This is a genomic window from Bacillus sp. GbtcB10 (assembly GCF_019091365.1).
Taxonomy (GTDB): domain Bacteria; phylum Bacillota; class Bacilli; order Bacillales; family Bacillaceae; genus Bacillus; species Bacillus altitudinis.
On the sequence record NZ_JAGXJP010000002.1, the window covers coordinates 552847 to 578676 of the forward strand.

The 25830-nt window shown below is 40.0% G+C and carries 29 protein-coding genes; 8 read left to right on the forward strand and 21 right to left on the reverse strand.

From position 1 onward, the window contains the following. Position 1: 1 nt before the first annotated feature. Positions 2-1801, reverse strand: coding sequence for an ABC transporter ATP-binding protein (locus tag KVT11_RS08160; protein ID WP_060832721.1), 1800 nt, complete (start codon positions 1799-1801; stop codon positions 2-4). Between the two features lie 98 nt (positions 1802-1899). Here KVT11_RS08160 and KVT11_RS08165 point away from each other — a divergent pair, with 98 nt between their 5' ends. Then, positions 1900-2409: a hypothetical protein gene (locus tag KVT11_RS08165; RefSeq protein WP_017360027.1), complete on the forward strand. Its 510-nt coding sequence runs from the start codon at positions 1900-1902 to the stop codon at positions 2407-2409. Positions 2410-2457: 48 nt separating this feature from the next. Here KVT11_RS08165 and KVT11_RS08170 read toward each other — a convergent pair whose 3' ends face one another. Together KVT11_RS08170 and KVT11_RS08175 are read right to left on the reverse strand one after the other, a co-directional pair. Further along, positions 2458-2856 (reverse strand): hypothetical protein, encoded by a 399-nt coding sequence (locus KVT11_RS08170; protein WP_007497596.1) that lies wholly within the window; start codon positions 2854-2856, stop codon positions 2458-2460. Between the two features lie 33 nt (positions 2857-2889). Continuing rightward, the gene (locus tag KVT11_RS08175; RefSeq protein WP_072367358.1) at positions 2890-3084 is read right to left on the reverse strand and encodes a hypothetical protein; all 195 of its coding nucleotides are present in this window, start codon (positions 3082-3084) and stop codon (positions 2890-2892) included. Between the two features lie 287 nt (positions 3085-3371). On the opposite strand from KVT11_RS08175, the gene KVT11_RS08180 reads away from it, so the two are divergent. The 4 genes from KVT11_RS08180 (at position 3372) to rpsN (ending at position 5647) form a co-directional block, all read left to right on the forward strand. Beyond that, entirely contained in the window at positions 3372-3794 is a 423-nt protein-coding gene (locus KVT11_RS08180; RefSeq protein WP_007497598.1) for a DUF5362 family protein, read from the forward strand. Positions 3795-3934: 140 nt separating this feature from the next. Beyond that, the gene (gene rpmG, locus KVT11_RS08185; RefSeq protein ID WP_003214771.1) at positions 3935-4084 is read left to right on the forward strand and encodes a 50S ribosomal protein L33; all 150 of its coding nucleotides are present in this window, start codon (positions 3935-3937) and stop codon (positions 4082-4084) included. An 80-nt stretch (positions 4085-4164) separates the two neighbouring features. After that, positions 4165-5361 (forward strand): GTP-binding protein, encoded by a 1197-nt coding sequence (locus tag KVT11_RS08190; protein ID WP_210552231.1) that lies wholly within the window; start codon positions 4165-4167, stop codon positions 5359-5361. Between the two features lie 16 nt (positions 5362-5377). Continuing rightward, on the forward strand, positions 5378-5647 hold the full coding sequence (rpsN, locus tag KVT11_RS08195) for a 30S ribosomal protein S14 (protein WP_008343369.1): 270 nt from the start codon (positions 5378-5380) through the stop codon (positions 5645-5647). A 254-nt stretch (positions 5648-5901) separates the two neighbouring features. Here the strand turns inward: rpsN and moaA are convergent, their stop codons facing one another. Together moaA and fdhD are read right to left on the reverse strand one after the other, a co-directional pair. Beyond that, positions 5902-6909, reverse strand: a complete 1008-nt coding sequence (gene moaA, locus KVT11_RS08200; protein WP_017360030.1) for a GTP 3',8-cyclase MoaA — start codon at positions 6907-6909, stop codon at positions 5902-5904. A 10-nt stretch (positions 6910-6919) separates the two neighbouring features. Continuing rightward, positions 6920-7708: a formate dehydrogenase accessory sulfurtransferase FdhD gene (fdhD, locus tag KVT11_RS08205; RefSeq protein WP_017368202.1), complete on the reverse strand. Its 789-nt coding sequence runs from the start codon at positions 7706-7708 to the stop codon at positions 6920-6922. Between the two features lie 134 nt (positions 7709-7842). Here fdhD and KVT11_RS08210 point away from each other — a divergent pair, with 134 nt between their 5' ends. Continuing rightward, entirely contained in the window at positions 7843-9108 is a 1266-nt protein-coding gene (locus KVT11_RS08210) for an L-lactate MFS transporter (RefSeq protein WP_008343374.1), read from the forward strand. An 82-nt stretch (positions 9109-9190) separates the two neighbouring features. Beyond that, on the forward strand, positions 9191-11539 hold the full coding sequence (locus tag KVT11_RS08215) for an FdhF/YdeP family oxidoreductase (RefSeq protein WP_019743252.1): 2349 nt from the start codon (positions 9191-9193) through the stop codon (positions 11537-11539). Between the two features lie 51 nt (positions 11540-11590). Here KVT11_RS08215 and KVT11_RS08220 read toward each other — a convergent pair whose 3' ends face one another. From KVT11_RS08220 to KVT11_RS08245, 6 genes are all read right to left on the reverse strand, one after another. Continuing rightward, positions 11591-12265, reverse strand: a complete 675-nt coding sequence (locus KVT11_RS08220; RefSeq protein WP_210552232.1) for a VWA domain-containing protein — start codon at positions 12263-12265, stop codon at positions 11591-11593. A gap of 81 nt (positions 12266-12346) precedes the next feature. Continuing rightward, positions 12347-13045 (reverse strand): VWA domain-containing protein, encoded by a 699-nt coding sequence (locus KVT11_RS08225; protein WP_080934067.1) that lies wholly within the window; start codon positions 13043-13045, stop codon positions 12347-12349. A gap of 324 nt (positions 13046-13369) precedes the next feature. Further along, on the reverse strand, positions 13370-14392 hold the full coding sequence (spoIID, locus tag KVT11_RS08230) for a stage II sporulation protein D (protein WP_210552233.1): 1023 nt from the start codon (positions 14390-14392) through the stop codon (positions 13370-13372). 255 nt (positions 14393-14647) lie between these two features. Next, positions 14648-15955, reverse strand: coding sequence for a UDP-N-acetylglucosamine 1-carboxyvinyltransferase (gene murA, locus KVT11_RS08235; RefSeq protein ID WP_007497616.1), 1308 nt, complete (start codon positions 15953-15955; stop codon positions 14648-14650). Between the two features lie 32 nt (positions 15956-15987). Further along, positions 15988-16722 carry a YwmB family TATA-box binding protein gene (locus KVT11_RS08240; RefSeq protein ID WP_210552234.1) on the reverse strand — a complete coding sequence of 245 codons (735 nt, stop codon included), beginning with the start codon at positions 16720-16722 and terminating at the stop codon, positions 15988-15990. A gap of 128 nt (positions 16723-16850) precedes the next feature. Next, positions 16851-17081, reverse strand: coding sequence for a DUF1146 family protein (locus tag KVT11_RS08245; protein ID WP_008343389.1), 231 nt, complete (start codon positions 17079-17081; stop codon positions 16851-16853). A gap of 170 nt (positions 17082-17251) precedes the next feature. On the opposite strand from KVT11_RS08245, the gene KVT11_RS08250 reads away from it, so the two are divergent. After that, on the forward strand, positions 17252-17719 hold the full coding sequence (locus KVT11_RS08250) for a hypothetical protein (protein ID WP_008343391.1): 468 nt from the start codon (positions 17252-17254) through the stop codon (positions 17717-17719). 48 nt (positions 17720-17767) lie between these two features. Here the strand turns inward: KVT11_RS08250 and KVT11_RS08255 are convergent, their stop codons facing one another. The 10 genes from KVT11_RS08255 to upp all read right to left on the reverse strand — a co-directional run bounded on the left by KVT11_RS08255 (position 17768) and on the right by upp (position 25803). Beyond that, positions 17768-18163 (reverse strand): F0F1 ATP synthase subunit epsilon, encoded by a 396-nt coding sequence (locus KVT11_RS08255; RefSeq protein WP_008343393.1) that lies wholly within the window; start codon positions 18161-18163, stop codon positions 17768-17770. A 24-nt stretch (positions 18164-18187) separates the two neighbouring features. Continuing rightward, positions 18188-19609, reverse strand: a complete 1422-nt coding sequence (gene atpD, locus KVT11_RS08260) for a F0F1 ATP synthase subunit beta (RefSeq protein WP_008343395.1) — start codon at positions 19607-19609, stop codon at positions 18188-18190. Between the two features lie 24 nt (positions 19610-19633). Next, a complete protein-coding gene (locus KVT11_RS08265) occupies positions 19634-20500 on the reverse strand; it encodes a F0F1 ATP synthase subunit gamma (RefSeq protein WP_007497628.1) in 867 nt (288 codons plus the stop codon). Between the two features lie 88 nt (positions 20501-20588). Continuing rightward, positions 20589-22097, reverse strand: coding sequence for a F0F1 ATP synthase subunit alpha (atpA, locus tag KVT11_RS08270; RefSeq protein WP_035389793.1), 1509 nt, complete (start codon positions 22095-22097; stop codon positions 20589-20591). Between the two features lie 16 nt (positions 22098-22113). Continuing rightward, entirely contained in the window at positions 22114-22659 is a 546-nt protein-coding gene (locus tag KVT11_RS08275) for a F0F1 ATP synthase subunit delta (RefSeq protein WP_007497632.1), read from the reverse strand. Beyond that, complete coding sequence (gene atpF / locus KVT11_RS08280; protein WP_007497634.1) at positions 22656-23168, reverse strand: F0F1 ATP synthase subunit B; 513 nt, start codon at positions 23166-23168, stop codon at positions 22656-22658. The genes KVT11_RS08275 and atpF overlap by 4 nt, the downstream gene beginning before the upstream one ends. 120 nt (positions 23169-23288) lie before the next feature. Then, entirely contained in the window at positions 23289-23501 is a 213-nt protein-coding gene (gene atpE, locus KVT11_RS08285) for a F0F1 ATP synthase subunit C (protein WP_003214968.1), read from the reverse strand. Positions 23502-23549: 48 nt separating this feature from the next. After that, the gene (gene atpB / locus KVT11_RS08290) at positions 23550-24284 is read right to left on the reverse strand and encodes a F0F1 ATP synthase subunit A (protein ID WP_007497637.1); all 735 of its coding nucleotides are present in this window, start codon (positions 24282-24284) and stop codon (positions 23550-23552) included. A 7-nt stretch (positions 24285-24291) separates the two neighbouring features. After that, positions 24292-24675: an ATP synthase subunit I gene (locus KVT11_RS08295; protein ID WP_007497639.1), complete on the reverse strand. Its 384-nt coding sequence runs from the start codon at positions 24673-24675 to the stop codon at positions 24292-24294. Positions 24676-25173: 498 nt separating this feature from the next. Next, positions 25174-25803 carry a uracil phosphoribosyltransferase gene (gene upp / locus KVT11_RS08300; RefSeq protein ID WP_003214553.1) on the reverse strand — a complete coding sequence of 210 codons (630 nt, stop codon included), beginning with the start codon at positions 25801-25803 and terminating at the stop codon, positions 25174-25176. Positions 25804-25830: the final 27 nt, after the last annotated feature.

Here is a 25830-nt window from a genome sequence, read left to right on the forward strand (position 1 = left end):
CTTACACCATCTCCTTTTGTTGAAATAGTTGAGATTGTGCCTCGTATAGCCTTCTGTATTCTCCCTGTAACGCCATCAGTTCATCATGGTTGCCCTCTTCAATGAAAGCACCATCTTTCATGACGATGATACGGTCTGCTAAGCGGGCCGCTCCCATACGATGTGTAATAAACAAAACACCTTGATCCTGCGTATGATCGAACAACTTTCGAATGAGTGAGATCTCCGACAATGGATCGAGAGCAGAGGTCGGTTCATCTAAAATAATAAAATCACTTTCTCTAAAGAAGGTTCTCGCCATCGCAAGCTTTTGCCATTGTCCGCCAGACAATTCATGTCCCTCTTCAAAAAAGCGACCTAGCTGCGCATCATATGTGTCTTCCATTTCATTAATTCTTTTCTCTATACCTGCTTGACGGGCGGCTGAAATCAACCGCTCTTCCTCTTCTATATCATCAATACGGCCAAACCCTATGTTTTCTCTCACAGTGAATTCGTACTTCATAAAATCTTGAAAAAGAACAGCCATTCTCGCATGATAGGTCTTTTTATGGATGGTGGAAATATCCTCTCCATTGACTTTGTGCATATTCTGTTGATCTGGATCGTATAAGCCGGTTAAACATTTGATTAAAGTGGTTTTACCGGACCCATTATCTCCTACTAATGCAATTCGTTCACCTTTATTCATATGAAAATGAATATGCTCAATCGCTGGTTTTTTCATATTCGGATAAGTAAAAGAGAGATTGTCTAATGTAATGGACTGGATATGCTCAATTCCCTGAAGCGACGCTGCCTCTTCCGTCTGTTCATGCATTTCCTCTTCTCTCTTTAGAAAAGCTCTCATTTCATCAACATATAGACTCGTTTCATATAAACTAGAACATTCCCTCGTTAAATCTTGAAACCCACTTTGAATGTTTTGTACAGCTTGTAGCACTGCAACAAACGTACCCGCAGCTAATTTTTTTTGAAAAATAAGAAAGACAATCAATAAACCACAGCACACATAGGCCAATGTCATGAGCAACCCGCCTGCCATCTCCCAGCGCACTTGGCGTTTCAGCAAATTATATTTTTCATCTGCACTTTTAACGTAGTGACCTCTCCACTTTTGAAGAAGATAATTCCCTATTCCATATAAACGAACTTCCTTTAAAGAATCTCGCTGTGCGACGAGATCAGATACATACATTTCTCTTCGATCATTAGCCGTTAACAAACGATTTAATCGATAACGTGCGCCTCCAAAGAAAAGTTCAATCCATAATACAGGCAAGGTAAACAAGAACAATATGACCGCTAAGCCCCAATGAATACCGATCATATAAATAAGAAGTGATACAACAGTAATCAACGCGCTCATCATTGTAAAAATACTTCTCACCATACTGAGAACATGCTGATGACTGTTCATCACACGTTGACTTTCATTGTAAAAGGACGGGTGCTCAAACGTAATAAACGGCAGTCTTATCGCTTTTTGAAGCAATTCACCTTTCAAATGCAGACCAATCAGATTTGTCGCTTTCTGTTGACTAAGCTGAAGAATGAATTGAAGTCCATATCCTAAAATCACAATGACCATTTGCAGTCCAAATAACCACAAAACCTTTTGGATGTCACCTGAAGACGTCATAAATAAAATAATTTCATTAATCAAAGTTTGAATAATCCAGACACTAGCCAAAGGCATAAAACCAACGATCACTTGAATGAACAAAGTTAAAAGAAGATAAGAACGACTTTTTTTCCAAGTATAGGAGATTGCATATAAACAATGGTTCACTGTACTCATGAGATGCTCCACCTTACACCATTTAGTATAATTGACATATTTTTGATATTTGTAATATGATAGCTTTGCGTAACTTCACTTTGAGAGGACGATATACGATGAATTCAATTTTTCTTATACAGCTCGCTCTTATGATTTGCAGTCTTCTATTAACGGCTGGAATTATCATCTATTTAAAACAACAGATGCAGCTTATCATCTTACCTATAGAACACGTGGGGCAGAAACTTGCGCATCCACTTCTCGAACAGCCATCACCCATTCACATGAATGATCTGCTGCAAACAAATCGTACACAACAATTACTGATCTTCACTGACACAGCATGTCCGCACTGCATTCCATCACTCGAACAATTCCTAGAAACAAAAAAGCAGCGTAAACTAAACGTTTCATTGAGTATTTTGTTGAAAAACGGGCAAAAAAAGGACCAAGAATTATATCGTGATAACGAAACAAACTTGCGAATTATTCCGGTAGACGAACAATTGATAAACGCATTCCAAATTCAGGAGTTTCCGTTCTACATCATGGTAGAAGACAATGATACCATCTCATATGCAGCACCTTTTCCAGACGGTCTTTATTCAAGACTAGCTGCAAACTAAAGATAAATGAGGCATGTGAAGAGCATCAAACACATGCCTCATTTTTTATTACTGTGAATTTGGCTGAACATCCTTCCCTTTTTCCTCTGCAGCGATTTCATTAGCTTCGCTTGAAGCGGATGTTTGTTCCTCAGCTTGTTCAAACTCACTGCGAGCTTCATTTGAAATGTCAACTTGATCACCGTGCTGATTCACAGTAACGGAAGAAGACCCCTCTTTTTGAACCTCTTTCTCTAGTTCCTTTAATTTAGAAACATGAAGCTCTAAATCTTTTCCTTGCTGAACTAAAGTCAGTTGTTGAAATAACGCCTTTCTCTCTTCTGGAGAATGGTCGCCTTGAACAATTTGCGCTGCTTGGGTCAAAAAAGAATTTGATGTATGGCCTGCTTGACGCTTATTTGACGTCTGCATAGCATTTGTTACTAATGAAATTGGAGTTATGCTCATGCGTTCACACCCTAATAAATAAGATACTTAGATTTAGCAGCCACATTTAACGCGTTCTTGGCTAGTACAAATCTCACCTGTATCACGATCCACATAGTAACGGAAAGTTCCAACGCCTTGAAGGAAACAAGTTGGTGCTGATTGACAAGAAGTTACCAATCTTTGCAAAATACATCTAGCAGCTGCAGGTTGAACATTGGTCATTTTGTTTAAAATTCGATCTAACATATGAATTCCACCTTCCAATTTTTATGGTAATACAATACAATAATAACCAATTGATAGACAACTAACAACATATTTTGATAAATTTTCTAATTACTTCAAACTACTTTTCTTATTTATGACAAAATTTTTCGATTACAATTGTAGTAATTGTTACTTTTTTCTTATTCGAAAATAATTTATTTATCCATAAAAGTAAATAAAAGATAGAAATAAGGTCAATTCACTCTTCCTAAAGTACTACTTGCTCAAGTATGATATAGAGTGAATACATAAAGGAGTGAACACAATTGCAACAAACTGAGAAAATCATTCAATCTCTTCATTCAATAACAAAGTGGGGAAAGGTTGGGAGCATCTTTCTCTATATTTCAGGTGGTCTATCCATCCTCAGTGGGTTTTGGCTTGTTCTTCCTGCTGCCATTGGCGTTTTTCTGATTATGATGGGAATTCATGTCCAAAAATCCGTGAAAGCAGCTGAACAATTGATTCAAGCGCCTGATACTTCTTACGAAGAATTATTGGAACAATATGCTAAGATGATGAAAATGCAGACACTGTTTGCCATTTCAAGTATTGCCGCAGTTATTCTCTCATTCATCGCTATCGTTTTGATGTTTATACTAGGCGGGCTAGCCTTTCTCCAAGAGCTTCCTACCGATGTCCAACAGTACGAAGATTATTACGAAGAAGAACTTGGTGACTTTTATTAATAGAAAGGGGTATCAATAAAATGCGATACCCCTTTTTTATTTGAGTTGGCATAGCCTTGATACTAAACTTGACAATCAGCCTTTATCATTTTAAAATACAAATCGTAATCATTACGGAATAAAGGAGGGTTATAGCACTTATGCGCGTGAAAATCACCTTAGCCTGTACAGAAACAGGTGACAGAAACTATATCACTACAAAAAATAAACGAACGAACCCAGACAGATTGGAGTTAAAAAAATATTCTCCACGATTAAAGAAATACACCCTTCATCGGGAAACAAAATAATTTTCGGGATTCAAATCGTAACAATTACTATTTAAGCGAGGCGGCATACAAAATGATTATGTTCAAAAGGACTAAACCAAATGGATAAGAGAATACCTGTCACAGTTCTAAGCGGCTTTTTAGGAGCTGGAAAAACCACGATATTAAATCATGTTCTACAGAATCGTAAAGGGCTAAAAGTAGCTGTTATTGTCAATGACATGAGCGAAATAAATATTGATGCAGAATTAGTTAAGCAAGGCGGAGAACTCTCTCGATCAGATGAGAAACTGGTTGAACTATCTAATGGTTGTATTTGTTGCACATTGAGAGAAGATTTATTAATTGAAGTAGAACGCCTTTGTAAGGCTGGGAATATCGATTATATTGTCATTGAATCTACAGGTATTAGTGAACCAATTCCTGTCGCTCAAACTTTCTCTTACATTGATGAAGAAATGGGCATAGATTTGACACGTTTTTGCAGATTAGACACGATGGTAACGGTGGTAGATGCAAACCGTTTCTGGACAGATTTCCAGTCAGGAGAAAGTTTATTGGATCGTAAAGAAGCAGTTTCAGATGATGATGAACGAGAGATTTCCGATTTACTTATTGATCAAATTGAATTTTGTGATGTGCTCATTATCAATAAATGTGATCTTGTATCAGCATCAGAACTAGATCGGCTTGAGCACGTGTTAACCAAACTTCAACCAGAAGCAGCCATTATTAGAACCTCTAAAGGTAACGTACAGCCTAGTGATATTTTGAATACTGGTTTATTCGATTTTGAAAAATCTAGTGCTTCTGCGGGCTGGATCAAAGAAATTAATGCTGGACACTCTCAGCATACGCCTGAAACAGAAGAATACCAAATCTCATCTTTTGTTTATGAAAGAAGGCTTCCTTTTCATACTGGCAGACTGAATGCATGGTTAGATCAAATGCCAGAGCAGATTGTTCGAGCGAAAGGATTTACATGGCTAGCGACACATCATGATTTAACCATTTTAATTTCACAAGCCGGAAAATCTGTTGCAATTGAACCAATCGCATACTGGATTGCTGCCTTGCCTGAGCAAGAACGATCACGGATCTTAAATCAGGAACCAGAAATTCTAGATGAGTGGGATGCAGAGTTTGGTGATCGACATACAAAACTTGTCTTTATCGGTGTAGATTTACCTAAAGCAGATATTATTCGTACACTAGATCAATGCTTACTCACACCTGAAGAATTTGATCAAGATTGGACAACGTTTGAAGACCCCTTTCATTGGAACATACACACTTAAACCAGGAGGGTTTTAAATGGCAAAGAAATCAAAAATAGCAAAAGAAAAAAAGCGGCAGCAGCTCGTTTTGAAATATGCACAATTAAGGAAAGAGCTAAAAGAAAAAGGTGACTATGAAGCTTTGCAGAAACTACCTAGAGACTCTTCACCCACTCGCTTAAAAAACCGCTGTGAATTAACTGGCCGTCCTAGAGGTTACTTGAGAAAATTTAAAATGTCTCGAATTGCTTTTCGTGAGCTTGCCTATAAAGGACAGATTCCAGGAGTGAAAAAATCGAGTTGGTAAAGATTGATTTGATCTTAGCATAGTTCCTGTCAATGTAAAGCAGGACAAAATGAATAAAAATCTTTTTTTCATCCTTACTCCGTCAATTTTGAGGTACAAAATAGCATTTTAAAAAAACAGCAGAATCTCTGCTGTTTTTTTATGGGGATGAGCTTATAGGAAAGATTGTCCTGATGTTAAAAGAAGATTTTCAACAGTGATTATACCATTTTCTCTTCTTTTCAAAAATCGATGATCATGATACTTTGTTGTCATTACCCGCCGATGTAGGACATCTCAACTTTTTTCTGATCTTTCTTTTGCTCTCTCTCAGCTGAATATTGATCCTGTCTGTTTGACCAAAGTTCCTTCAATATGTTCACTAGATATTCATCATTTTCTGAATTACGGATGAATCGTCTCAGATCAAAGCCCGATGATGCAAAAAGACAGGTGAATAATTCGCCACGTGCAGATAGTCTAGCTCTATTACACGATCCACAAAAAGCATCTGAAACGGAAGAAATAATGCCAATCTCTCCTGACCCATCCTCATAAAAATAACGCTTGGCTACTTCACCTTGATATCGAGGGGGTTCTGGTTTGATAGGGTATTTTGAATGAATTAGCTCCATAATCTCTTTTTTCGTCAATACATGCTTGAGATTCCATTTGTTCGTATTGCCAACATCCATGAATTCAATAAATCGTAGAATGTGTCCTTCTTTTTTAAAATAGGCTGCCATTGGTAAGATATCTTGATCATTCACACCTTTTTGGACAACCATATTGATCTTAATAGCAAGTCCAGCTTTTTTTGCAGCCTCTATCCCATCAAATACTTTTTGGATAGAAATGTGTCTTCCATTCATCTGCTTAAAACGATCTGGATTTAAAGAATCTAAACTAATGGTGACTCTATTCAGACCTGCTTTCTTTAGCTTATCTGCGTACAACGGTAACAGCGTTCCATTGGTTGTCATCGCGATGTCTTCAATACCTGGAATTTTTGCGAGTTTTTCTATCAAAACGGGCAAATCTTTACGCATTAAAGGTTCACCGCCCGTAATACGTAATTTCACCACACCTAATTCCTTTGCAAAAAGCGCAGCAAGTCGTTCAATTTCCTCAAAGCTAAGCAGCTCTTCTTTATCTAAAAAAGGATAATCTGGTCCAAAGATTTCAGCAGGCATACAGTACGTACATCTAAAATTACAGCGATCTGTTACGGATATTCTTAAATCGCGCAATGGTCGATGTCTTTTATCCAAAATACTGACCATACTTAGCCTCCTATTCTGTAATACGCTGATGATGAGTATAGATATTAAAAGATTCTCCTCTTACGAATCCAACTGTTGTTATATTTAATTCTTCTGCCATTTTAAGTGCTAACTCAGTAGGAGCTGATTTTGATATGACGATTGATACCCCTAATTTTGCTGCCTTCAACAGAACTTCAGACGATATCCGGCCGCTAAATACAAGGATTTTATCTCTCAGTGGGATTTTATGAAGTAAACAATATCCATAGATTTTATCCAACGCATTATGCCGTCCTATATCCGTCCTAGTGATGAATAGCTTTTCTGTATCACACAGTCCAGCATTATGGACACCACCAGTATGTTGAAATAACTGACTTTCCTCCTGTAAACATTTCATTAAATGAATACAAGTTTCAGCAGAAATACTGATTCGGTCAATGGCTGTTTTTGCCGTCTTCACATCTTGGAGAAAATAAAAATGTCTTCCTTTCCCACAGCAAGATCCGATCACTCGTTTTGTAAAATCTGAGGATTGGAACTGAGTTGAGTGATGTAAGTCAACATATGCAAAACCCATACTTTCATCTATTGTAAACCTTTTAATCTCTTTTTCAAATCGAATGACTCCTTCTGAAGCTAAAAAACCGATCACCAATTCTTTCAAATGATCCGGTGAACAAACGAGTGTGACAAACTCTTCACCATTCACCAGCACGGTTAAAGGGAATTCTTCTACAACTTCATCTGTTTTACATGTCATTTGACCTCTGCGATATTGGTGTATGCGTCGTTTCGTTTTAACAGAAGGATTCATGATCTGATCTTCCTTTCAACACAAATTTAGTTATATGAACCAGACGAATTGTGATATTATTTTAAAAAGTCATAAAAATGTAACATATTTCTATCTTATCAAACTTTTTGTTTGCTTTATATGGAGGGAACACAATGAACAAAACAAAAAACCGTTGGCTTATCGCTACAAGTGCTGTGGGGATTCATTTATCTATCGGATCTGTTTATGCATGGAGTGTTTTTACGAATCCTTTACATCAAACCTTTCAATGGTCATTAACAGAAATAAGCCTGACATTTAGCATCGCTATTTTATTTTTAGGTTTATCGGCTGCCTTTATGGGGCATTTCGTTGAAAAGTATGGGCCGAGGGCATCAGGGCTCTTCTCAGCTATTTTCTTCGGCATTGGGATGACTGGATCAGGGTTTGCTGTTCACATGTCTTCATTACCTCTCCTCTATTTATTTTATGGTGTACTCGCTGGAATCGGATTAGGTGTAGGCTATATTGCACCAGTTTCAACATTAGTCAAATGGTTTCCAGATCGAAGAGGACTCGCAACGGGTTTAGCCATTATGGGTTTTGGATTTGCTTCTCTGATTTGCAGTCCCATTATTCAATTTCTCATTGAAAAAGTTGATATTGCAAATACCTTCTATATTCTCGGAATCTCTTATTTTATCATCATGGTCGTTTCATCTCTTTATTTATCACCACCAACACCTGATGATGTCAAACAATTTAACGTGCTAAAAACAAGCCAAAGGAAAATTCCTCAAGATTTATCACAGCTCACAGCAAATGAAGCCATTAAAACACGGCGTTTTTATTATTTGTGGGTCATGCTCTTTATTAATATCACATGCGGAATTGCCATTATTTCTGTAGCATCACCGCTTGCTCAAGAAAGTGTTGGTTTCACGGCCGGTGCAGCAGCTACTCTTGTTGGAATTTTAGGTGCCTTTAATGGGCTAGGACGGATCGGATGGGCGTCTTTCTCTGATTATATTGGAAGGCCAAATACGTATACGATTTTCTTTACTATACAGCTCATTGCTTTTCCCTTACTTCCCTACTTAAAAGATCCGCTCATCTTTTCAATCGTGATGGCGATCATTTATACGTGCTACGGAGGAGGGTTTGCTTCAATTCCAGCCTATATCGGAGATTTATTTGGTACGAAGCAGCTAGGTGCCATACACGGTTATATTCTCACCGCTTGGGCCGCTGCTGGTTTAGCAGGACCTTTATTTTCCTCCTTTATTCGTGACATTACAGGCAATTACACACAAAGTCTCATGGTCTTCTCTGGCCTATTTTTCATTGCGTTTATCATATCTCTTCTCATTCGGAAGGATATTAAACAACTTCGTGAATCAAATCTTACTGCTCCTTCTTCTGTCACGGTCCGCTCTTAATATGAATTTGACAGAATGACAATCTACAGGTAATTTTTAGATATGAAAACGCTTTACAAAGTAATAGGAGGGTGACGATATCATGGGAAAAACAAAACACAAGGGGCCTATTAAACTCAACAAAAAACCCTCACCAAAGCTATGGGCCTCTTTTGCTCCTATGGGGCTTGGAAAAGTAAAACCGAAACACATTCGAGACACAATGAAAGTGGCATGGGAGAACAAAGATAACCTCCCCTATGCGTACCGTATATTGACTCAGGGCGTTTGTGACGGCTGTGCTCTTGGTGTATCAGGTTTATACGATCAAACACTAGCAGGACCCCATATATGCACAACAAGACTGAATGTGCTACGGCTTAACACAATGCCAGCTATTGATCCAAAATGGTTCGAAGATATTGAGCGGCTCAAACAAATGGATAGCACGTCTCTTCGAAAACTTGGGCGTATTCCTTATCCCCTGATTCGAAAAAAAGGTGAGAATGCCTTTACACGCATTTCTTGGGATGGTGCATTAGATCAAATCGCCGCTAAAATCAAATCGATTGATAAACGTCAGCTTGCTTTCTATTTAACAGCTAGAGGGATTACGAATGAAGTGTACTATACTGCGGCGAAAGCTGCGCGATATATTGGAACAAATCATATCGATAATGCTTCTCGTATTTGCCATTCACCAAGCAAAACCGCTCTTAAACGCTCCCTTGGTATAGGTGCATCCAGCTGTAATTACAGTGATTGGATTGGAACAGATGTATTGATTTTTTGGGGCTCTGTTGCAGCAAACAACCAGCCGGTTTCCACTAAATATATGTACGCCGCTAAAAAGAAAGGAACCAAGATCATTGTCATCAATCCATATAAAGAGCCTGCAATGGAAAAATATTGGGTCCCTTCTATCCCAGAAAGTGCTTTATTCGGCACAAAAATAGCGGATGATTTTTATCAAGTCAATATAGGCGGCGATATTGCGTTTATGAATGGTGTCATCAAACATTGGTTTGAAATGGAAGAGCAAGCGCCTCATTCCGCTCTTGACCATGAATTTATCCAAGCGCATACAACCGGCATAAAAGATGTAAAGCAGCATGTCGCTCAGTTAAAATGGGCGGATCTCGAAGCATCGTCAGGTTTATCTAAAGAAAGAATGAAGGAATTCGCTGTACTGCTTGCCAATGCCAATTCAGGCGTGTTTATTTGGAGTATGGGTCTCACTCAGCATCGTTTTGCAACTGATAATATATCACAAGTCGCAAACCTTGCCATGTTACGCGGATTTATTGGCAGAAAACATTGTGGCGTTATGCCTATTCGTGGCCATAGCGGTGTCCAAGGTTCAGGCGAAATGGGTGCCGATCCATTCGTATTGCCCGGCAGTGATTTTGATGAAGAGAATATTAAAAGAATCGAGAAGATATGGGGATTTGATATTCCAAAATGGCATGGTGACACGATTGGGCAATCATTTGAAAAAATGGCTCTTCCAAAAGAACACCCGCAAAAGCTGAAGATGCTGTTTACTAGCGGTGGAAACTTTTTAGAAACAATGCCAAATCCTGAAGCGATTGAAAAAGCACTATCCGAGCTTGAACTCCGTGTCCATCAAGATATTATTTTGAACACCTCTACACTGGTAGAAGCAGAAGAGACTGTGATTGTTCTGCCTGCAATGACAAGATATGAACAGCCAGGCGGCGGTACATCAACCAGTACGGAACGCATGGTGTATTTCAGTCCGGAAATTGAAGGGCCACGCATTGAAGAAGCCAGAGCTGAATGGGACATTTATATTGACCTAGCAAAAAGGGTTCGTCCAGAAGATGCGAAGCTGATTCATTTTGACCATGCTGAAGACATTCGTCGTGAGATTGCCATCGCAAATCGGAACTATGATGGGATCCAGCATTTGCGTCATAAAGGGGATGTCTTTCAATGGGGTGGCGCATGGCTTTGCGAAGATGGGGTGTGTCCAACACCGGATGGAAAAGGACACCTGCTCCCAGCACAGCTGCCCCAATATCGAAAAACTGAGGGGCATTTCAATATCACGACAAGACGAGGCAAGCAATTCAACTCTATGATTTACAGTGAAAAGGATGCCTTTAATGGCGGAAAGCGGCATTCTATCTTGATGAATGAAGAAGATGCGAAAGAGCTTTACGTCCAAGAAGGCGATCCTGTTGTCCTTTTCAATCAATATGGATCCTACCAAGGAGTTGCTCAATTCGGAGAGCTGAAACGTGGAAATATTGCAGTTTATTGGCCTGAAGGAAACGTGTTAATACCAAAAGGAGTTTACGAAAGCTATTCCCAGATTCCAGAATACAATACCACCGCGATATTAGAAAAAGCCGAAACCTTTCATGCAAGAAAAGATCAGCACTACGTGGAGAAACGGATTGATGAATTAGAAACGACTTTAAATTGATCCTTTATGAAAAAACAGCTGGGGGTTTCTCCCCAGCTGTCTATTCACATCTTATTGACCAAAAGAGTTCGCTTCTTTTTGAAGAATATGATTTAATTCTTCTGCATTTGCTGCTGGTTGATATTGTCCACCACCAGCTTTGGCAACAGATTTTAGACTTTTTGCTTCTTTTTCATTTACATCGAAGCCAATGATATTGACGATTGTGTCAATACCTTCTTCATGTAATTGCTTCGCTGCTTGTGATGGGCTTCCGCCACATGTTTCCTCACCATCGCTGACAACATATACAATATTTTTTCCTTCAGCTTGGTGATCTTCAAAATCTTGTTTCGTATCAGTTAATGCTTTGGCAAGTGGTGTCCAGCCTGTTGGACCATACACATTCAGCGCTTGTTGAAAGGCTGCTTGCTCATATGTTCCAAATCCATAAACTGCTTCGGAACTTGCACAAGAAACGGCTTTTCCTGCATTTTTATTCGTTCCTTCATGACCAAAAACACGAAGCAAGACTTGTGTATCTTCTGATAAAATACTTGCGAAACTTTGGATCGAGCGTTTTGCGATATCAATTTTCTTTTCGCCTTCAACTGATTGTGCCATGCTTCCGCTTAAATCAAGTAAAATCACCACGTGAGCAGGCTCCTTTTTCGTTACAGCATAAGCTGGTGAAGAAAGAAGCAGAACAAGACTCGCTAAAATGGTTAATATAATATTTCTTTTCATTAAAAAATCTCCCTTTTTTTCATTTGTACAGAAAAAGAGAAACGAAAGCATCAATCAATCGTTTCCCTTTTCTTCAGCAAGTTATTCGTGTAGTTTTAATGATTCTGCTGTAAGGATAGAACCCATTTCTTTCCCAGTGCTTGCTTGGTAGTAATGACCTTTACCAGCTTTAGCTACTTGCATCAATTGACCTTCATAGCCATCGTTAAAGTCTAATCCAATCACATTGACTACAGTAGATCCCTTTGAGTTATGAAGCTCTTTCGCTACTTTCACTGGATCTCCACCACAAGTTTCTTCACCATCAGTAATTAAGTACACAATGTGTTTTGTTCCTTTATGAAGCTGCTTATCTGCTTGCTTTGCACTTTCAAGAGCACGTGCAATCGGTGTCCAGCCATTTGGTCCAAGACCGTTTAGAGAGTTTTCGAAACTATCCTTTTCATAAGGCTGAACGCCATAAACGCCTCTAATGACTTCACATGATTGAGCTTTACCTGAGTTTTTGTTGTTTCCTTCAGACCCAAACAAACTCATACGGATTTTAGCATCTTTCGGAAGAGACTGAGCAAATTTAAATACCTCTTGTTTTGCTAAATCGAATTTGCGCTCTCCATCCACTTTTCTTGCCATACTTCCACTTGCATCAAGTAAGATGGTCACTCTTACATCTTTCTTATGTTTTTTGGCTGATGCTGCTTCTGCAAATACTGGTGAAGAGATTGACATTGATAATGTCAATACAGCTAAGGTTACGAGTGTAAATACTTTTTTCAACATGCTTTTCCTTCCTCCTTATGTATTTGATTGAAACATCTTAATCGTAAAATATTCTGTCTTGGAATGGTATAGGACTCGATCCCTTTTTCTCTTTCATCAAAATCACTAAAATTCTGTCAGATGTCTAGATATTTTCACCTAAAGACTCTTTTGTCACCCTCGTTTTCTCATTCTTTCGAGGGGCTTTGTATCGGCCATCGGTTCTTGTCGGGATGTAAATGTTTAAGATTTCCTGAGGTGCGTCTTAAGTCGCAATTTGTCACATTCTGTTCAAACCTCTTCACACATAAAAAAAGATGCCCCCATTTTGAGGCATCTTTGCTTTTATTTCTTAGCCATATATGTGTTCAGAAAGCGATCAGCTGATTCAATTTTTATCCCTTGATAATAATGTTTCACGATCGCCTCTACTTTTTTACCTGACTGTGCCATATAATGTGCACCATACTGACTCATGCCCACACCATGGCCATACCCTTTTGTCGTAATCACGATTTGCTGACCCTTTCGTTCCCATGTAAAGTCTGCAGAGTGCAATCCTAGTGATTCGCGAATGTCTCTGCCCGACAATGTTTTTCCATTAATGACGGCTTTGGCTACTTGATTGCCTGGTGTTCGTTCTACAATTTCTCCCACCTGCTGCTGGCCAAGGGTCACACCCAGTTTTTGCTGAAATTCGCTCACTGTGATGGTTTTCTTGTTTTGGAATTTGGGTGATTTTTCGTCCCATTTACTTGAGACGCTTTTCAAATAAGGGATTTCATTTTTCCAATAAGCTTCTGCATTTTCGGTTTTCCCATTACTTGTCGAAAAGAAGGAAGCATCAATTGGTTTTTCGTCATACGTCAGTACTTTCCCTTGTGTACTAGCAACCGCTTCTGTGACCTTTTTTAATTTCCAATTGTACGCTTTTCCCCAAATTTTCTTCAGTTCCTGTTTATTTTTGTACACTTGGAACATTTGAGTGTCATCTACAAGAGAACCTTGTGGAGATTTGACGGTTTTATCAATGATCATTTGTCTGACGATATACGTTCTAGCGGCGAGTGCCTGTGCCTTGAGCGCCTCAATTTCAAAATCGGCTGGCATTTCAGAAGCGACGACACCGATCACATACTCTTCTAAGGGGATGTTTTCTACCTGCTGATGCGCTGAACGGTAGACGGGAATGGAGACGGGTGATTGTTTCAATTTGACTGAACCTTTCACTTCTTTTTTAACTGATGGTTCTGCTGCTACGTGTTGGATGGCCGCTGGTTTTCCTTGGAACGTCGGCAACACGAGTAAGGTTGGAATCATTAAAATGATGATGCAAATTCCTGCGATTGTCCATATCATTGGTTTCATTTGGCTGCCCCCATTTGTCATTGAATCTCTTTTATCCTATGGGCAAGGACAAGCTAATATGACAGCTTCTTTCATTCATTGGACAAGTCTTTTGGTGATACGCTCGCGCTCTTCATCATTTGATTTACTGTTCGTCTTTATGAATAAAATTTAAAATGATTGGATACACTAATGATAAGCTTTTGAAAATGCAACCAGTCTATGATTCTAAAAAAAATCAGCATGCCCAAATGGACACACTGATTTCTTTTATCATTACGCGTTCAGATCTGATACAACTTGTTCTTGTGTCACATCTGCTGATTCATCATTTACTCTTTCAATGTCTGCACCGATTGCTGCTAGTTTTTGGTGGAAGTTCACATATCCACGATCAATATGCTTCAATTCAGTGACACGTGTATGACCTTCTGCCACTAATCCAGCAAGTACAAGTGCTGCTCCTGCTCTTAAATCAGTCGCTGCCACTTCAGCACCTTGAAGTTGAACAGGTCCATTGATAATCACAGAGCGACCCTCAATTTTAATATCGCCATTCATGCGGCGGAATTCTTCAGCATGCATAAAACGATTTTCAAACACAGTTTCTGTGATCATGCTTGTTCCGTTCGCACGAAGCAATAGCGCCATCATCTGAGATTGCATATCCGTTGGGAACCCAGGATGCGGCATTGTTTTTAGATCGATTGGCTTGAGCTCAGATGGTCCAATGACTCTTAAACCTTCTTCTTCTTCAATGATCTGAATACCCATTTCTTCCATTTTTGCCACAAGTGAAGTCATGTGCTCAGGCACAGCGCCTTTTACAAGAACATTTCCTTCAGTAATGGCTGCTGCCACCATAAACGTACCAGCTTCAATTCGGTCAGGGATGATGTTGTGTTTTGCACCGTGAAGTGTTTCTACACCTTCGATTTTGATTGTACCAGTTCCAGCCCCGCGAACCTTACCGCCCATGGCATTGATGTAGTTTGCCAAATCAACAATTTCAGGTTCTTTTGCTACGTTTTCTAAAATCGTCGTTCCTTCAGCCAATGCTGCTGCCATGATGATGTTTTCAGTTGCCCCTACACTTGGGAAATCCAAATAGATTTTTGCACCTTTTAAACGGCCATTTACTTCAGCCTCGATGAAACCATTACCTACTTGAATTTTAGCTCCCATTGCTTCAAAGCCTTTTAAATGCTGATCAATTGGTCTTGAACCAATCGCACAACCACCAGGTAATGCAACTCTTGCATGACCTGTTCTAGCTAAAAGTGGTCCCATGACGAGCACAGATGCTCTCATTTTACGGACGTACTCAAACGGAGCCTCAGTTTCTAGTGCATGAGATGCATCTACTGATACTTCGTTATTTTCAAAATGTACTTCTGCTCCTAAATGACGTAACACTTCATTGATTGTATATACATCGGAGAGCGTAGGTACATCACAAATTACGCTTTTTTCTGTACTTGCTAACAAAGATGCAGCGATAACTGGTAAAACGGCATTTTTTGCGCCTTCTACTTTAACTGTGCCGTTTAACTTTTGACCGCCGCGGACGATGATTTTTTCCAAGGTCTTCCCCTCCGCGTCCCAAATTCTCTATATTAATATTCAGTCGTTACGATTGGTGTGCCAACCGTAATCGTATGATTTTCGTTCATTTCCGAACTTCTGATGGCAATTTGAACATTCATTTTATCATTTGAAGTCATAATGAACTGTTCCCACTTCTCTGTGTAAGCGGAAAGCGACACAAAATTAGACTCAACGAGATACTCAACTGGTTTTGCTTGAAATTCATTTGCTATCATTTCAGCTTTTTTTTGCAAAACAACATCCATCATACCATTTACATGACCATCGAGACAAGTAAAAATCACAAATTTCTCTTGTAATATGCTTTTTGCATGACGTACGAACTGATCATATGTATGCTCCCAGGTATTCAGTGGGCGAGCACCTTTTTGCTCATATAATAAATACGACTTTTGGTTTGATTTTGTGTCGGTCTTCACGAGTAAAATTTTCGATAATGTATCATTTTTTTCATCTTTGTAAATTCCTGTGACTTTGGTGACATGTTTCTCTTTTTTTTCGGTCCACTCATACTGTCGTAGTTCGTCTTTCAAACGTTTCACTTTTTTTGAAAATTGTTCGGATGAAATGTCTATATTTTTTTTGGCATGAAGCGTCCATCCACTTACTTCGATTTGCTGGTTTTTCATACCTTCTGCTATTTGGGCGAGCTTGGATGTTTCTTCCGCCCGAACACCTTGAATCATCAGAACAAAAAAAAGAATAAATGCAAATAATGGCCAACCTTTTAAATACTTTCTCACTTGTCATTCCCCCTTGCTACAAGTGTTGCCGCAAGGAGGTCAATGCATACGTGGAAAAGTCATCAAAGGCCATATTTTTGACACTTCTTTTTACGTTCCCGCAGAAGGCAGTGACCAAACCTTTTATGTTAAAACATATAAGGGATTTGTCTGGAGAAATTTAAATAATCAAGGAAGAAATTGCTGACTGCCGATGCAATAGCAATCGTGAGCAGCATCATGAGCAATCTAGCTTGAATAATTTTTCCTTTTTTAATCAGTGGATCAATATTCACCGCAAGCAATGCCCACCACGTAATGGCGATAAAAAATAGGTGGATCACAATACTGACAATTGCTTGTTGTCCTACGTCTTCCATACACTTGAATCCTCCTTTTATTGATTTCTGTAAAGGAAAACTCCCTTTCATTATATCCTCCAAAATCGGAAAGATGAATCATTTGGAAAAAAGAGCTACATTTAGAGTGAATCCCCTCTTATTCTGATGCGAAGGAGATGATATACTGCGGTGGAAGGAGCTGATCATATTTGAAAGATTCTTTTCCTGACTTTGTTGATTTGTACGGAGAACTGGTTCCCTCATTTGAACATGAATGGGAAGCCATTGCTTTCTACTTTGATTATAGACAGACACAGCTAGAAGAATTAGCACAATTGTGTCATTTTCATAACATTTCTTTGGATTACTCAGAGGAAAGCCTTTATCAGTTAGAGTCATTATACTTCGATGCCTTCCGTCAGCAGCTTTTTGCTGAGTGGAAAATGCCTATTGATGCATTGGAAGCGATGTTGAGTGTGTACATGGGAGAGGTTGTCATCAAGCATCATTCAGATGCTGATTGGGTCGTGCGGCCTTATATGGACTCTTCGCATCAATACACCCTTGGCTTGCGCCGAAACAATAAAACGTGGCATAGTACGCATTTTTGCGAGCATTTATATCTTGAAAAGCAAGCATCTCATCCGTATGTGTCGATGTATCAGTCTCTCATGTAATCCTTAAAAAAATCCTTCTTATCGCAATGATAAGAAGGATTTTCTGTTTTATTTCCCTGCTACATTTAAACGGTTTAATGCCCGTTTTAATGCGAGTTCCGCCCTGCGTACATCACTTTCATTCGGGTGGTTCAAATGCTCTTCAGCACGCTGTTTCGCTGATTTTGCACGATCGACATCAACTTTGTCTGATGTTTCAGCAGCCTGAGCAAGAATGGTTACTTTTTCGGGGCGAACTTCAACAAATCCACCGCTTACTGCAACCAATTCAGTTGATCCACTATGTTTTAAGCGAACTGCACCGATTTTTAGCGGAGCAACCATTGGAACGTGGCCAGCTAAAATCCCAAGCTCACCGCTTTCTGCTCTTACACTGACCATTTCCACATCCGCTTCATACACTGGGCCGTCGGGAGTAACGATATTGACTTGAACGGTCTTCATGCTTTTACCCTCCTAAGGACCAGATTAGGCCTCTACACCCATCTCTTTGGCTTTTTCAACCACTTCTTCAATGCGACCGACTAAGCGGAATGCATCTTCTGGAAGGTGATCGTATTTACCAGATAAGATTTCCTTGAAGCCTTTAACAGTTTCTTGCAATGGCACATAAGAACCTTTTTGACCAGTAAACTGTTCTGCTACGTGGAAGTTTTGAGATAGGAAGAATTGAACACGACGAGCTCTGTGTACCACAAGCTTATCGTCCTCAGATAATTCATCCATACCTAAAATGGCAATGATATCTTGCAATTCTTTATAACGTTGCAATGTTTGCTGAACTTCACGCGCGATCGCATAATGCTCTTCGCCAACAATCTCAGGTGCAAGGGCACGAGATGTTGAAGCAAGTGGATCTACCGCTGGGTAAATCCCCATCTCTGTCAACTTACGCTCAAGGTTTGTCGTTGCATCAAGGTGAGCGAACGTTGTAGCTGGAGCTGGATCTGTATAGTCATCCGCAGGTACATAGATCGCTTGAATCGATGTAACCGATCCTACGTTTGTAGACGTGATACGCTCTTGAAGCTGACCCATTTCTGTTGCAAGAGTTGGCTGATAACCTACCGCTGAAGGCATACGTCCAAGAAGGGCTGATACTTCAGAACCTGCTTGTGTAAAACGATAGATGTTATCGATGAAGAACAATACGTCTTGACCTTGTTCATCACGGAAATGCTCTGCCATTGTCAAACCAGTTAGAGCTACACGCATACGTGCACCTGGTGGCTCGTTCATTTGGCCGAAGACCATCGCTGTTTTTTCGATAACGCCAGAATCTTTCATTTCGTAGTAAAGGTCATTTCCTTCACGTGTACGCTCTCCAACACCAGCGAATACAGAAATACCGCCGTGTTCTTGTGCGATGTTGTTGATCAATTCTTGAATCAGAACGGTTTTACCAACACCGGCTCCACCGAATAGACCGATCTTTCCACCTTTGATGTAAGGAGCAAGAAGGTCAACAACTTTGATACCTGTTTCAAGAATTTCAACTTCTGTAGAAAGTTGATCAAAAGAAGGCGCTTGTCTGTGGATTGGGTCTCTTTGCGCTTCCACACCAAGTGGCTCATCTAAGTCAATGTTATCTCCCAGTACGTTGAATACACGTCCAAGTGTTACGTTACCAACTGGTACTGAAATTGGTTTTCCAAGGTCTACAGCTTCCATACCGCGCTTCACACCGTCTGTTGATGCCATTGCGATGGTTCTCACTGTATCATCACCTAAATGTAGTGCTACTTCTAAAGTTAAGTCGATATCAACTTCACTTTCGCTTTCCGCTTTATGCGAAACTTTGATCGCATTATAAATCTCAGGCAAGTGACCGTCTTCAAAACGAACGTCTACGACTGGTCCCATGATCTGACTGATGCGTCCTGTTTTCATTGCATTCCCTCCTGACAATTATTTCTATTCTAAGGCAGCTGCTCCGCCGACAATTTCTGTAATCTCTTGTGTAATCGCTGCTTGACGAGCACGGTTGTAAGAGAGTGTCAGGCTGTCGATCAATTCTTTTGCGTTGTCTGTTGCACTCTTCATTGCTGTCATCCTTGCAGCATGTTCACTTGCTTTGCTGTCAAGAAGCGCACCGAAAATCAAACTCTCTGCATATTGAGGAAGGAGAACTTCAAGAATTTCTTCTTCAGAAGGCTCAAACTCATAAGATGCGGAACGTTTATTTGGTGTCGCTGCGGCCGAAAGGTCCGTTAGCGGCAATAATTTTTTCTCTGTTACTTCTTGTGAAATGGCACTGACGAAATGGTTATAGAACATGTAAAGCTCATCAAACGCTTCATCAGAGAACATTTGCACTGTACTGCTTGCTAATTCTTTAATATCAGCAAACGCTACTTCGTCTCCAAGCCCTGTTACTTCAGAAATAACTGGAATACCACGCTTTTTGAAGAAGTCGCGTCCGATTTTACCAATCACAATCACCGCATATTCATCAGCAGATTGATGACGAGATTGAATGGCTTGGTAAGCGGCACGTAAAATCGAGCTGTTAAAAGGTCCTGCAAGTCCTCGATCAGATGTAATGACGAGATACCCTGTTTTCTTAACAGGTCTTGAAAGAAGCATTGGGTGCTTAGCACTTGTTCCAGTTGCGATTGCCGCAACGACTTCTTGGATTTTCTCCATGTAAGGAACAAAGGACTTCGCATTATTTTCAGCACGATTCAGTTTCGCAGCTGATACCATTTGCATCGCTTTTGTGATCTGACTCGATTTTTTTGTTGACGTGATCCTTGACTTAATATCGCGTAATGAGGCCAAAGATTTCACCACCTTTTTTCAGGAATCCGTGTTCATTTACGTGAAAAGAGAGAAAAAGAGAATCTTTTTCTCTCGGAAAGATTACTAATTAGTTGCTTGGTGCAAACGTACGTTTAAAGCCTTCGATCGCTGTTTTCCACTCTTCATCAGCAGGCATGTTTCCTGTTTGAGAGATTGTGTCAAACAAGTCTTTATGGTTTTCTTCAATGTACATGAATAACTCAGCTTCAAAGCGTTTGACATCAGCAATCGCTACATCATCTAAGTATCCTCTTGTCAGTGCATAAAGAATCGCTACTTGTTTTTCAACTTTCAGCGGTTTGTTCAAGTCTTGTTTTAAGACTTCAACTGTTCTAGCACCACGGTTTAATTTGGCTTGAGTCGCTTGGTCTAGATCAGATCCAAACTGAGCGAATGCTTCAAGCTCACGATAAGAAGCAAGATCCAGACGAAGTGTACCTGCTACCTTTTTCATCGCTTTGATTTGTGCAGAACCACCTACACGAGATACAGACAATCCTGCGTTTACCGCTGGACGTACGCCTGAGAAGAAGAGATCAGATTGTAAGAAGATCTGTCCATCTGTGATTGAGATAACGTTTGTTGGGATATATGCAGAGATATCACCAGCTTGCGTTTCTACGAAAGGCAATGCTGTGATAGAACCGCCACCCTTTTCATCACTAAGCTTCGCTGCACGCTCTAATAAACGAGAGTGAAGATAGAAAACATCACCAGGGAATGCTTCACGGCCTGGAGGACGACGAAGCAATAATGAAAGCTCACGGTAAGCTGCCGCTTGTTTAGAAAGGTCATCATACACAACAAGCACATGCTTGCCGTTATACATGAATTCCTCACCCATCGTTACACCTGCATAAGGAGCAAGGTAAAGAAGTGGAGCTGGCTGTGATGCAGAAGCTGTGACAACGATTGTGTAGTCAAGCGCACCATGCTTACGAAGTGTTTCAACAACACCACGAACAGTTGATTCTTTTTGTCCGATCGCTACATAGATACAGATCATGTCTTGATCTTTTTGGTTCAGGATCGTATCGATTGCAACAGATGTTTTACCTGTTTGACGGTCCCCAATGATCAATTCACGCTGTCCGCGTCCGATTGGAATCAAGGCATCAATTGCTTTAATTCCCGTTTGAAGCGGCTCATGTACCGATTTACGATCCATAACGCCTGGTGCTTCACTTTCGATTGGACGTGTTTTGCTTGTTAAAATTGGACCTAGTCCATCAACAGGCTGGCCAAGTGGGTTCACAATACGTCCGATTAACTCTTCCCCTACTGGAACCTCCATGATACGACCTGTACGTTTTACGTCGTCACCTTCACGGATATCTTTGTAAGGTCCTAAGATTACGATACCTACGTTAGACTCCTCAAGGTTTTGAGCCATACCCATTACACCGTTAGAGAACTCAACAAGCTCTCCTGCCATAATGTTGTCAAGGCCATGTACACGCGCGATACCGTCCCCTACTTGAATGACTGTACCGACATCTTTTACTTCAATTTCAGATTGATAGTTTTGGATTTGCTGCTTTATCAGCGCGCTAATCTCTTCAGCTTTGATACTCACTAAGGTTTCACCCCTTCTAACGATTTTCGCCTGCAAGCTGACGTTCAATGCGGGAAAGCTTTCCGCTAACACTGCCGTCATAAATGCGGTTTCCGATACGGATTTTCACTCCGCCTATTAGATCCTTGTCAATCACGTTTTCAACACGCAGTGATGTGACTCCGGCTTTTTTGGCAAATACTTCAGATAAAGATTGAATTTCAGCTCCGCTGAGCGGTTTAACTGAATACACGATCGCATCGTCTATTTGTTTCGTACGGTTTGCAAGTTTCACAAACTCAGACGCCATTTCAGGAAAAATATTCGTGCGCCCGCGGTCAATCAGTAAATACATTGTGTGCAAAACATATGTCGAAACACCTTTGAAAGCTTCTGCAATCAGATGTTTCTTTTTGTCTGCCGTAATCTTCGGATGAACAAGAAAGTCATTTAATTCTTGGTCAGCCTTCAGAACTTTTTTGATCTCATTCAGCTCTTTTTCAGTTTCGTCTACTGCCGAAGAAGCAAGAACGATGTCAAAAAGAGCAGAAGCGTAACGCTTAGAGACAATAGTCACGCTCATCGGCTTTCGCCTGCCTCTTTAAGATACTCTTGGATCAATTTCTCTTGTGCTTGCTCATCAAGTTCTTTTTCAATCACTTTAGAAGCAATTAATACAGATAGTGATGCAACTTGCTCTCGCAGTGCAGCCACAGCTTGTTCTTTTTCTTTCACGATTTCAGTTCTAGCAGACTCTTTCAAGCGCTCTGATTCTTGACGCGCTGCTTGAATGATATCTTCTTTTTGTTTCTCACCAATCTTTTTCGCATTTTCGATGAGTGTATGTGATTCTTCGCGTGCTTCTTTTAATAAGACACGTTGTTCTTCAAGAAGCTTTTCAGCTTGAACGTGCTTTTCTTCAGCACTTGAAATTTCATTTCCTATATAATCTTCACGCTGTTTCATAATCCCTAATAAAGGCTTAAGCGCAAATTTCTTTAAAAGTGCAAGCAGGATGAGCATAGCGATCAGCTGGAATATGATATCTCCGGTGTTTAGACCTGCTCCTAAAACTACTGGTAACTGAGACATTTAGTACGGCAACTCCCTTCTTTAAATAATATGTTAAGAAACAAAACATAAAGGAATGGCGAAGTTTCGAACTAATCTGATCTTCGCCATTAAAATTCATATTAGAACGCTTCTCACATATTAACCAAAGAATGCCAAGAATGCGATAACGACAGCGATAATTGGAAGTGCCTCAACTAAAGCTACCCCGATGAACATAAGTGTTCTTAGTTCTCTACCAGCTTCTGGCTGACGAGCGATTCCTTCAACTGTTTTAGATACGATTAGACCGTTACCAATACCTGCTCCTAGTGCTCCTAAACCGATTGCAATTGCTGCTGCTATTAAATTCATTAAAAAGCTCCTCCTTTAAAATAACGTCCTTTTTGGACTCTCAATTTTTTAGTGTTCGTCGCTGACTTTATGGGAGATATACACCATTGTCAGCATGGTGAAGATAAATGCCTGGATGGTTCCGACAAACAAACTGAATGCCTGCCATACAATCATCGGCACGATGGCACCTAATGTACCAATGATACCTAGTGCAAGGTTTTGCGAATAGAAATTAGTCGCAAGTCCTGCAAGTAAACCAAGAAGAATCTCTCCAGCGAAAATATTTCCATAAAGACGCAAACCAAGTGTTAATGTGTTTGCAAATTCTTCAATAATTTTCAGCGGTACTAAAAGTGGGATTGGTCTAAAGTAGTCTTTTGTATATTCCTTGACTCCTTTTGCTTTAACACCATAGTAGTGTGTCAATCCCATGACCATAACCGCTAGTGTCATTGTGATTGCAGGATCAGCAGTTGGTGATTTCCACCATAAGTTGTGATCGACCGTAATCGAGAATGGCAGTCCAAGCATGTTTGAAACAAATATGTACATGAGTAATGTAACGCCAAGCGCTAGAAATGGGGCTCCTGTTTTCATGTCCATCGAACTACCTATGATATTTCGAACAAAATCAACGATCCATTCCATGAAGTTCTGCGCCTTTGTCGGACGAATAGCCAGAACACGAGTAGTCAGCACCGCTATGAGAAGAACGATGATACTAGCAATCGTAATCATGAGAACATTGGATAAGTTGAACGTTAACCCTAAAAATTCTGTAGTTTTTGAACTGTGACCCAAAGAGTATTCACCTCTCTTCCATAGTAGAACGTTTAAGTTGAATGAAGGAATCTATCATAATGACAGGATATATTGTCATTAATCCTATAACAACACCTGCCAGATGAACTTCGTTAGGGTAACGCCAAGCAATCGCTACTGCGAGAATTGCGTTGGCCCACCTGGCTGTACTTCCCATTGAACGAATAGATTTTCCTTTTTTAACTGCTCGATCAAAAGCATGCATTCTCCGAATAAGCAGGAATAAATTAAAGAAAGCAAAAATTGTGCCGATAATGAAACCAAGAAACAGTGGTTTAAAACCAGGCATGGCATAGCCAAACACAAAAATTGCCAATAAATAGAACATATATTTACTCTGTCTGCGGAAAATGACGTTTGGATCGTTCATTCATCTGACTCCCGATGAAAAATATTGTAAAAAAGGTGATAAATGGTGATGAAAACTGCGTAGAAGACGCTTATGATAAGCCGTCCTGTTTGAAAAAAATCAATCACCCATCGGTCTAATTGTGCAATCAGACTTGAAATCTTTAGATCTATGGGATTCTGCTTCATTCGCTGATACAAACCCTGATTATTAAAGGGTTCACAATGAGGATTAGTAGAGTGCTATAGGCTATGAAAACCTTACCATAATACCCTCGTTTAGCATACAATAGCGTCTATGATGTGTCAATCCGTTGAAAGTTAAAAAACTTTTCTATAATGAGAGAGCACACAAAATGTTCACAATTTCATCAAACTTTAGGAGAGATGTGACATTCATTCAAAAAAACTGCTAATGTTCAGTATACATTGATTTTTCTAAGAACGATATCAACCGTTTGTCATATTTTTCAAAAAAGCCCACATGCACGTTTGCATGTGGGCTTTTCATGAATCATTCTTATTTTGTTCCATACATACGGTCACCAGCATCACCAAGACCTGGGATGATGTAACCTTTTTCGTTTAACTTCTCATCTAATGCTGCAATGTAGATATCAACATCTGGATGATGCTTTTGCATTTCTTCTACACCTTCTGGCGCAGCAATCAGACACATGAAGCGGATGTTTTTCGCACCGCGTTTTTTCAAGCTGTTTAATGCTTCTACTGCTGATCCGCCCGTTGCAAGCATTGGGTCTACTACGATAAATTCACGCTCTTCCACATCAGATGGAAGCTTCACATAATATTCAACAGGCTTTAATGTCTTCGGATCACGGTATAAACCGACATGTCCCACTTTGGCAGCTGGAATGAGTTTCAAAATCCCGTCTACCATTCCAAGACCTGCTCTTAAAATCGGCACAACTCCGAGTTTTTTACCTGAGATCACGTTTGATTTAGCGACTTGTACAGGTGTTTCTACATCTACCTCTTCAAGCGGTAAGTCTCTTGTGATTTCAAATGCCATTAATGTTGCGACTTCATCCACTAGCTCTCTAAATTCTTTTGTTCCTGTATGAACGTCACGAATATATGTAAGTTTGTGCTGAATAAGCGGGTGATCAAATACATAAACCTTTGCCATTGCTTGCTACAACTCCTTTTCTGTCAT

What these genes read in the sequence shown, in the direction of transcription:
- upp (WP_003214553.1), bottom strand. Translation starts at nt 25,803, where the DNA reads ATGGCAAAGGTTTATGTATTTGATCACCCGCTTATTCAGCACAAACTT.
- rpmG (WP_003214771.1), top strand. Translation starts at nt 3,935, where the DNA reads ATGCGCGTGAAAATCACCTTAGCCTGTACAGAAACAGGTGACAGAAAC.
- fdhD (WP_017368202.1), bottom strand. Translation starts at nt 7,708, where the DNA reads ATGAATCCTTCTGTTAAAACGAAACGACGCATACACCAATATCGCAGA.
- KVT11_RS08210 (WP_008343374.1), top strand. Translation starts at nt 7,843, where the DNA reads ATGAACAAAACAAAAAACCGTTGGCTTATCGCTACAAGTGCTGTGGGG.
- KVT11_RS08175 (WP_072367358.1), bottom strand. Translation starts at nt 3,084, where the DNA reads ATGTTAGATCGAATTTTAAACAAAATGACCAATGTTCAACCTGCAGCT.
- KVT11_RS08225 (WP_080934067.1), bottom strand. Translation starts at nt 13,045, where the DNA reads ATGTTGAAAAAAGTATTTACACTCGTAACCTTAGCTGTATTGACATTA.
- spoIID (WP_210552233.1), bottom strand. Translation starts at nt 14,392, where the DNA reads ATGAAACCAATGATATGGACAATCGCAGGAATTTGCATCATCATTTTA.
- moaA (WP_017360030.1), bottom strand. Translation starts at nt 6,909, where the DNA reads ATGGTCAGTATTTTGGATAAAAGACATCGACCATTGCGCGATTTAAGA.
- rpsN (WP_008343369.1), top strand. Translation starts at nt 5,378, where the DNA reads ATGGCAAAGAAATCAAAAATAGCAAAAGAAAAAAAGCGGCAGCAGCTC.
- KVT11_RS08255 (WP_008343393.1), bottom strand. Translation starts at nt 18,163, where the DNA reads ATGAAGACCGTTCAAGTCAATATCGTTACTCCCGACGGCCCAGTGTAT.
- KVT11_RS08190 (WP_210552231.1), top strand. Translation starts at nt 4,165, where the DNA reads ATGGATAAGAGAATACCTGTCACAGTTCTAAGCGGCTTTTTAGGAGCT.
- atpF (WP_007497634.1), bottom strand. Translation starts at nt 23,168, where the DNA reads ATGTCTCAGTTACCAGTAGTTTTAGGAGCAGGTCTAAACACCGGAGAT.
- KVT11_RS08220 (WP_210552232.1), bottom strand. Translation starts at nt 12,265, where the DNA reads ATGAAAAGAAATATTATATTAACCATTTTAGCGAGTCTTGTTCTGCTT.
- KVT11_RS08215 (WP_019743252.1), top strand. Translation starts at nt 9,191, where the DNA reads ATGGGAAAAACAAAACACAAGGGGCCTATTAAACTCAACAAAAAACCC.
- KVT11_RS08170 (WP_007497596.1), bottom strand. Translation starts at nt 2,856, where the DNA reads ATGAGCATAACTCCAATTTCATTAGTAACAAATGCTATGCAGACGTCA.
- atpD (WP_008343395.1), bottom strand. Translation starts at nt 19,609, where the DNA reads ATGAAAACAGGACGCATCAGTCAGATCATGGGACCAGTCGTAGACGTT.
- KVT11_RS08295 (WP_007497639.1), bottom strand. Translation starts at nt 24,675, where the DNA reads ATGAACGATCCAAACGTCATTTTCCGCAGACAGAGTAAATATATGTTC.
- KVT11_RS08275 (WP_007497632.1), bottom strand. Translation starts at nt 22,659, where the DNA reads ATGAGCGTGACTATTGTCTCTAAGCGTTACGCTTCTGCTCTTTTTGAC.
- KVT11_RS08245 (WP_008343389.1), bottom strand. Translation starts at nt 17,081, where the DNA reads ATGGAAGACGTAGGACAACAAGCAATTGTCAGTATTGTGATCCACCTA.
- KVT11_RS08160 (WP_060832721.1), bottom strand. Translation starts at nt 1,801, where the DNA reads ATGAGTACAGTGAACCATTGTTTATATGCAATCTCCTATACTTGGAAA.
- atpE (WP_003214968.1), bottom strand. Translation starts at nt 23,501, where the DNA reads ATGAATTTAATAGCAGCAGCAATTGCAATCGGTTTAGGAGCACTAGGA.
- KVT11_RS08165 (WP_017360027.1), top strand. Translation starts at nt 1,900, where the DNA reads ATGAATTCAATTTTTCTTATACAGCTCGCTCTTATGATTTGCAGTCTT.